Consider the following 8,137-nt stretch of genomic DNA (forward strand, 5'->3'; position numbering starts at 1 on the left):
TCGCACGGTTAACTTCCTTAGCCATTTTTGCAGGGTCTACGAGTGTTTCGCCAATCGCTGTAATTACTTGCCAGAATTTTTTCATATTCAACAGCTCCTTTCCTAATTCCATTATAGCCTGCGCGCATGGGAGTTTCCTGCTGTTTAAATAACAATTTACTAAGATTATCTTACAGTTTTATCATAATTATTGTAAGGTTGGAAAATTTACATTCAAAAAACCATATCGATACATATTCTCAAACAACGCTTAACATTACTGGGCTAAACTGATGTGGTAAGTGAAATTGAGGGGGATTGAGAAACGGTGAAAAAGTGGAAATCAGGGTTTATTTATTTGTTGGTGGCGCTTATATTGGTTCAAATAGGGGTTAGTTACGTACCATTTGGAAACGTGGTGAAGGCGGAGAGCGTTGCGGGAGATACGTTTATTGCGAAAGAGTCTAGCTGGAAGTATTGGGATCAGGGTACATATCCAGGTGATACGTGGCGTGACGGGATGTTTGACGATACCACTTGGAAATCTGGAAAAGGGGCGCTTGGCTATAATCCAAAAAATACGGACATCAAGATAAATACCACGATTTCTTACGGTGCGGATGAGGACAAGAAATATCCGGTTTCCTTTTTTAGAAAGAATTTTGAGGTGAAGGGTGCGGACAAGTACTTGCGTGCGAATTTGGCGCTGAAAGCTGATGATAGTGCGGTTATTTATGTGAACGGGAAAGAAGTGAAGCGGGTGCGGCTTGCGGATGGTGCGATAAATTTCGCGGATTATTCGGGGCAGCAGAGTTCGGATGCGATGGAATATGAGGGGATTAAGCTCGGCGCGATTCCGCTTGTGGAAGGGACGAATACGATCGCCGTCGCGGTTTTTCAGCAGAAGGGATCGAGCTCGGATGTGACGTTTGATGCGGAATTGACGGGATTTGTGACGCCGGATGAGGTTGTGGCGGACGGGGATTATATGCCAACGAAGATTGCGGTGACGTTCTTCGGAAATACGCAGACGCAAAAAGGTGTGACGTGGCATACGAAATCGGACGCGGGTTCGGATTTGCAATATGTGAAGGCGGTCGGAACGGCGTCTCCGAGTTTTGCAGGAGCGCAGACGGTAACGGGGAAAAGTGAGGCTAATGACGCTGCAATTGGCGGGTTTTCGCATCAAGTCGCGGCGAAATATTTGGATTCGGGCACCACGTATTGGTACCGTGTCGGTGATAAGACGCGAGATAAATGGAGTGAGCCAGCTCAGTTTACGACGCAGAAACGGGATACGAAGGCGTTTGACTTTTTATATGTGACGGATTCGCAGGGTAGTAGTGAGGAGGAGTACAGTTGGACGGACGCGACGCTGAATAAGGGGTTTGCGATGTATCCGAATTCGGAATTCATTTTGCAAACGGGGGATTTGGTGAACACGTCATCGAGCCCGGCTGAATGGGGCTGGCTATTTGGCACATCGCAAAAGTTGCTCAGTAATACGACGATAGCGGCGGCGACGGGGAATCATGATGCGTTCAATAATTCGTTCCGCCAACATTTTTACTATGATCATCCGGCGAATGCGAACAACTTGAATAAAGGCGTGTATTATTCGTTTGACTACGGTCCGGCGCATTTTATGATGCTAAATACGAACGATCAGGATTCGCGAGCGCTTGACCCAACACAGCTTGCTTGGCTGAAAGAGGATGCTAAAAAGGCGCGTGCGGATGGTGCCAAATGGTTAGTTGTCGCGTTTCATAAAGGGATTTATACGGTGGCCAGTCATATGACGGATACGGAAATTGTGACGCTGCGTGATCAATTAGCGCCAGTTTTTGACGAGCTTGGCATCGATATTGTATTGCAAGGCCACGATCACAGCTACTTCCGTTCGCAGCAAATGGATGGCAAGATGCCAATCGCGACGGATACTATCGGCAAAGTCGAGGATGACGGGATTTCGCGCGATGTTGATCCTGGTGGACAGAGTTACCATGTCATTAATACGAGTGGATACAAGTTTTATCAGCCGCAATCGGAGAGCAAGATGAGCGCTGCGGGCGTGTATCCAGCGAAGTATGCTCAACCGATGTTGCAAATGTTTGCCGGGATTAGTTTTACGGAGGATCGCTTCACGTATAACGCCTACACATATGATGCGAAATCGGCTCAGACTGCTCGAGCGACAACAGATGCGACGCTTTTCGACACGTATGGTATTTTGAAAACGGACAAAGCGAAGGCGGTCACAGCGGAAATCGATGCGTTACCAAGCGAGATTGCGCTAACAGACGAGGCGGCCATTTTATCTGCAAAAGCTGCGTATGATAATCTGGATACTACTTTGCAAAAATATGTCATGAATTATGCTACTTTAACTGCAAAAATGGCGGATTTGGAGGCTTTGAAAGTAGAGGAGCCAGAACCGGAGCAGCCGAATCCGGATCCGGAAATTACGAACCCGGAACAGCCCGTGGATCCGGAGCAACCTGAAATCCCAACGTCATCAGAGACATCGCTAACATCAGATCAACCGGCTATCGTGAAGCCATTGCCGAATCAAGATAACGTTGGATCAAAGCCAGTGGAAACGACCGCGGTTGCTGATACGAATACGACTAATTTACCAACCACAGGAGATACAAACACGAGGTGGGCGCTTGTCGCTCTTGGCGGAAGCCTCCTAGTTTTAGGATCTGCTATTTTGTGGCGACGCAAAGTAAAATAAGTGAACATCGAGAGTTAGTGCCAGATTTGGAGCGCTAACTCTTTTTAAATGTCTACAAATAAGCTAATTAATGTCAAAGTAGGTTTAGGGCAAAAGTATAACGGGAAAATCCAGAGTATAAATCAAATTGCCTATATCGATAGTGAGGAAAAGGGAGGAAACAACAATGGTGAACAGCAAACGATTAGTTGACACGTTTATCGAGCTAGTCCAAATCGATTCAGAAACGAAACACGAGGGAAATTTTCAAGCCTTTTTAAAAACACGATTTCAGACGCTAGGTCTTGAGGTAAAAGAAGATGACACGATGTCAAAAACCGGTTTTGGCGCTAATAATTTAGTGTGCCGGCTACCTGCGACTACTGATGCTGACGCGATTTTCTTTTCTTGTCACGTGGATACGGTTACACCCGGTGTTGGTATCAAACCGCAAGTGAAGGATGATATCATTTATTCAGACGGTACGACGATTTTAGCAGCGGATGATAAAGCTGGAATTGCGATTATGCTGGAAACCATTCAGTTAATCAATGAAAACAACACGCCGCATGGAACGCTCGAATTTGTGCTTTCAGTCGGAGAAGAAAGTGGATTAATCGGCATTAAAGCGTTTGATATGAGTGCGCTTACCGCGAATTACGGTTTTGTTTTAGACACGGGTGGTCCAGTTGGTAGCATCACAGTTGGCAGTCCGACGCATGCGGGTCTTGAAATCGAGATTCTTGGAACTGCGGCACACTCCGGAATTGAGCCAGAGAAAGGAATCTCAGCGCTTGAAATTGCCGCGAAAGCAATTTCTCAGATGAAACTAGGCCGTATCGATGTTGAAACGACTGCCAATATTGGTATAATTGAAGGTGGAACTGCGACGAACATCGTGATGGAACACGTGCGGATGGTTGCAGAAGTTAGGTCAATCAACAGCGAGTCTTGCGAGGCACAAATACAGCATATGAAAGGCTTATTCGAAAAAACGACAGCAGAAATGGGTGGCGCGATTACAATAAAAGTAGACATGAAATACGGCGGTTACCACTTTGATGCCGAAACAAACGTAGTCAAAATTGCGACCAAAGCGATGGCAGAACTTGGCATGACGGCAAATCACGAAACAAGCGGTGGTGGCAGTGACGCCAATATTTTTAACGAACAAGGCAAAGAAACAACCAACTTATCAATCGGCTATGAAAAAATCCACACCGTTCACGAATATATTCCAATTCGCGAACTAGAGAAAGCGACGGCATTAGCATACGAAATTGTGAAGCAAGTAGCGTCCGACTAACTTCACAATGCTAAAAATCGCGACAGAAAAGCGGCCCTTCATAGACTGAATCCAAGGTAAGACTAATCAGATTGAAGGTGTTTAAATGAAACATTTAGTGAAACAATTTTTACTCGTAGCAGTCTCTATTACGCTTATCGGCGCCAGTATTAACCTCTTTCTTGCACCGCATCACATTGCAGCAGGTGGCGTGACAGGTATCGGGATTTTAGCGGAGCAAGCACTCGGAATTCCAATCGCGATGACCGTGCTCGTTTTGAACGTTATCATGCTGATCCTAGCTTTTATTTTCCTAGGACGCGCGGTTTTTGTCCGCTCATTCCTTGGAAGTCTACTCCTGCCGCTATCACTCGCAGTTATTCCAGAGGTTATGCTGGCACAAGATCGCCTGCTATCCGTTATTTTCGGAAGTATGATTTTTGCGATTGGGGTTGCGATTTTGTACCGTATCGAAGCTTCTAGTGGCGGGACAACGATTCCACCGCTCATTCTGAAGAAATATTTTAACTTGAACACATCGCTTGGCCTCTTTTTAGTCGATTCGATTATTGTTATTTTCAATATTTTCATATTCGGCGTCGAAGAGTTTCTATTCGCCATACTCTCACTTATTTTAGTTGCCATTATTATGAATTATTTAGAAACAGGCCTCAAGAAACGCAAAGCCGTGATGATTATGAGCGATCACAAAATAGAAGAAATCAAAGAAGGTTTGCTAGAAGAAATGGGGCGTGGTGTCACTGTTTTCAATGTTTCAGGAGGATACAGTGGTAGTGAAAAAACGATGTTGATGGTCGTTCTGGAAACCCGCGAATACCAAACTATCCTGAAAGTCATCAATTCTTTAGACAAAAAAGCTTTTGTCATCGCCTATACAGTATCTGAAGTGCATGGACTTGGCTTCAGTTATCACACAATTGAATAAAAACGAAGCGTACAACAAAACGGGGGGATTAATCATGAATCCAGTGACAGCTTTTACAATTATCATGCTCATTTGGGCGATCAGTGATTTCGTTTCCAAAAAAACCAAGTCGCTCATTTCATCACTACTCGTCGCATCCATCATTTTCTTGGTGGGTTTTAAAACAAATATATTCCCAGAAGACCTACTCAGCAGTTCATCATTACTCGCGCTAGGTCAAACGGTTGTCGGATTTATCATCGTTCACATCGGAACCATGATTAGCCTCGATGAACTAAAAAAACAATGGAAAACCGTTGTTATTGGTGTCGCCGCAGTACTTGGTATCGCTGCATTCCTGTTCCTTATAGGCTCATTTTTCCTTGACGAGAACTTTGTTATTGCAGCAATCGGTGCGATTAGCGGTGGAACCATTTCGGTTATCATTGTACAAGAATCAGCGCTAGCATCAGGTTTACTACTTGTAGCCGTATTCCCAGTTCTAATTGCTGCCTTCCAAGGATTGATCGGCTTCCCGCTGACATCGCTTATTTTGCGCAAAGAAGCTAACCGCATCAAAGGAGAATACCGCGCAGGGAACATTCAAGTGGAAAAAGCAGAAGCCCATCATGATGATGAAGCAAAAACGATGTTGCCAAAAGCGTTACAAACAACGGCAGGAACACTGTTCGTTGTCGGCGTGGTCGTGATGCTGTCGATTTACATTGATACCATCACGAATGGCGTGCTTAACACATTCGTCGTTGCCCTATTATTCGGTATCGCCCTACGTGCATTCGGCGTTATCAAACCAAATATTCTAAGCGGCATCGATGCATACGGTCTCATGATGTTAGCGATTCTAATCATTATTTTCGGTCCATTAGCTACATCTTCCGTCGATGACCTCGTTGCGCTTATTGGCCCACTTTGTATCGCATTCGCAATCGGTGTAAGCGGAAGTGTCGTATTCTCGGCTGTCATGGGTAAAATTCTCGGCTACAGTGTTTCGATGTCGATTGCAATCGGGCTCACGACGCTGTACGGATTCCCAGGAACGATGATTTTGAGCCAAGAAGCCGCGAGAAGTGTTGGTGAAAACGAACAAGAAATCGCGGCAATCGAAGGTCAAATTTTACCGAAAATGATCATTGCAGGTTTTTCAGCAGTAACGATAACGTCGGTTGTGCTAACGAGTATTTTGGCTGAACTAATCCATTAAATTTTTTAGAAACAGAGAGGATATTAGACGCTTCTCTGTTTCTTTGTGTCTATTTTGTGAGGAATAGTATAAATACGTTTGCTGGCAACGAAAAGAGGCTATGGTACGGAGAAGACATTAAAAAGGAGCTGGCTAAACATGGCATTACTTGGTGGGAATAAGAAAGACTCGAAGCACGATGAAATACGGTTATTTTATGGGGAAGGCTTATCCGAACAACCACTTCCGCGTTACGAAATACCAGCAGATACGATGCCAGCTGGGGCCGCGTACGATTTTATTATGGATGAATTACGCGATGAAGGCAGTGCCCGTCAGAATTTAGCTACATTCGTACAAACTTGGATGGAGCCTGAAGCACAACAACTCATCATGAACACGCTAGATAAAAATGCCGTTGATAAATCGGAATATCCACAAACTGCGGAAATAGAAGAGCGTTGCGTTAACATTATCGCGAATCTTTGGAACGCCGATCAACGCGACGAATTTATTGGCACATCGACAGTCGGCTCATCCGAAGCCTGTATGCTGGGCGGAATGGCCGCACTTTTTCGCTGGAAAAAACAAGCGCGCGATCTCGGCTTAGATATGAGTAAACGTCCAAACATGATTATTTCATCGGCGTATCAAGTCGTTTGGGAGAAATTTGGCGTCTATTGGGATATCGAATTACGCGAAGTCCCAGTAACCAAAGAATGCCTGGCGCTTGATCCCGATAAAGCAATCGACCTCATGGATGACTACACCATTTGCGTCGTTGGCATCATGGGATTGACCTACACAGGCCGTTATGATGATATCAAAGCGTTAGACACCGCGATCACGACCTATAACGAAACAAGTAAGGTAAAAGTTTATATTCACGTGGATGCGGCGTCAGGAGGCTTATACACCCCGTTTATGGAACCAGAGTTAGAATGGGATTTCCGTCTGGATAACGTTAAATCAATCAATACATCCGGCCACAAATACGGTCTTGTCTACCCCGGCGTCGGTTGGGTCGTTTGGAAAGACAAAGAGTGGCTGCCAAAAGAACTCGTGTTCAACGTCAGCTATCTGGGCGGCGATATGCCAACCATGGCCATCAATTTTTCCCGTCCCGCCAGTCTCATCGTCGCCCAATACTACCTATTCCTGCGCCTTGGTTTCGAAGGTTTCCGCCAAGTCCACTCCCGCACGCAAAAAGCCGCCAAATACATCACGAGCGAACTCGAAAAACTGGGCATGTTTGAAATAATAAACGGTGCCAATCAACTTCCCGTCGTGGCGTGGACATTGAAAGAAGACACCGATGTTAAATGGGATTTATATGACCTATCCGACTTCCTAAGGATGCGCGGCTGGCAAGTTCCAGCATATCCATTACCCGCAGACTTAGAAGAAATCGTCGTCCTGCGCGCCGTCATAAAAGGCGATTTCAGCTATGACTCCGCACTTCTTTTCGTCCGCGATTTAAAAGCGAGCATCGAAAAATTAGAGAAATCACATATCCTGCCAAGCGCAAACCAGCATCCAAAGAGGTCCCACGGCTTCACCCACTAAGCGGCCAGCGGCCCGACAAACGCTCATTAGCGTCGTTAAAAGTTCCGTTCCGGTGCTCATGTACTTTAGTACATTCCGCTCCGGTACTCGCTTTTGCCTAGCTACTAAGCATTTGTCGGGCCGCTGGGGTGCGGTGTTCTAAATTAGGATTTTACGGGTAGTCGTGTTTTTTTGAGAAAACTTGAAATCTCTTGATGTAGCGATGTGTGACAAACATTGATTAGCGTCGTTAAAAGTTCTGTTCCGGTTTCAGCACATTCCGCTCCGGTACTCGCTTTTGCCTAGCTACTAAGCATTTGTCGGGCCGCTGGAGTTTGGCGTTCTAAATCAGGATTTTGCGGGTAGTCGTGTTTTTTTGAGAAAACTTGAAATCTCTTGATGTAGCGATGTGTGACAAACATTGATTAGCGTCGTTAAAAGTTCTGTTCCGGTTTCAGCACATTCCGCTCCGGTACTCGCTTTTGC

General features: G+C 45.4%; 5 protein-coding genes. All 5 read left to right on the forward strand.

Annotated elements, in window-relative coordinates; all coding sequences use genetic code 11:
* Window positions 1–307: 307 nt before the first annotated feature.
* A complete protein-coding gene (locus HPK16_RS15840) occupies window positions 308–2,716 on the forward strand; it encodes a metallophosphoesterase (protein ID WP_181677878.1) in 2,409 nt (802 codons plus the stop codon).
* A gap of 166 nt (window positions 2,717–2,882) precedes the next feature.
* Entirely contained in the window at window positions 2,883–4,001 is a 1,119-nt protein-coding gene (locus tag HPK16_RS15845; protein ID WP_181677879.1) for a M20/M25/M40 family metallo-hydrolase, read from the forward strand.
* A gap of 85 nt (window positions 4,002–4,086) precedes the next feature.
* The gene (locus tag HPK16_RS15850) at window positions 4,087–4,926 is read left to right on the forward strand and encodes a YitT family protein (RefSeq protein ID WP_181677880.1); all 840 of its coding nucleotides are present in this window, start codon (window positions 4,087–4,089) and stop codon (window positions 4,924–4,926) included.
* A gap of 34 nt (window positions 4,927–4,960) precedes the next feature.
* Window positions 4,961–6,127 (forward strand): hypothetical protein, encoded by a 1,167-nt coding sequence (locus tag HPK16_RS15855; RefSeq protein WP_181677881.1) that lies wholly within the window; start codon window positions 4,961–4,963, stop codon window positions 6,125–6,127.
* Between the two features lie 138 nt (window positions 6,128–6,265).
* The gene (gad, locus tag HPK16_RS15860) at window positions 6,266–7,672 is read left to right on the forward strand and encodes a glutamate decarboxylase (RefSeq protein ID WP_181677882.1); all 1,407 of its coding nucleotides are present in this window, start codon (window positions 6,266–6,268) and stop codon (window positions 7,670–7,672) included.
* The last annotated feature ends 465 nt before the right edge of the window (window positions 7,673–8,137 follow it).

Source organism: Paenilisteria rustica, from assembly GCF_013820765.1.
Classification (GTDB): Bacteria; Bacillota; Bacilli; order Lactobacillales; family Listeriaceae; genus Listeria_A; species Listeria_A rustica.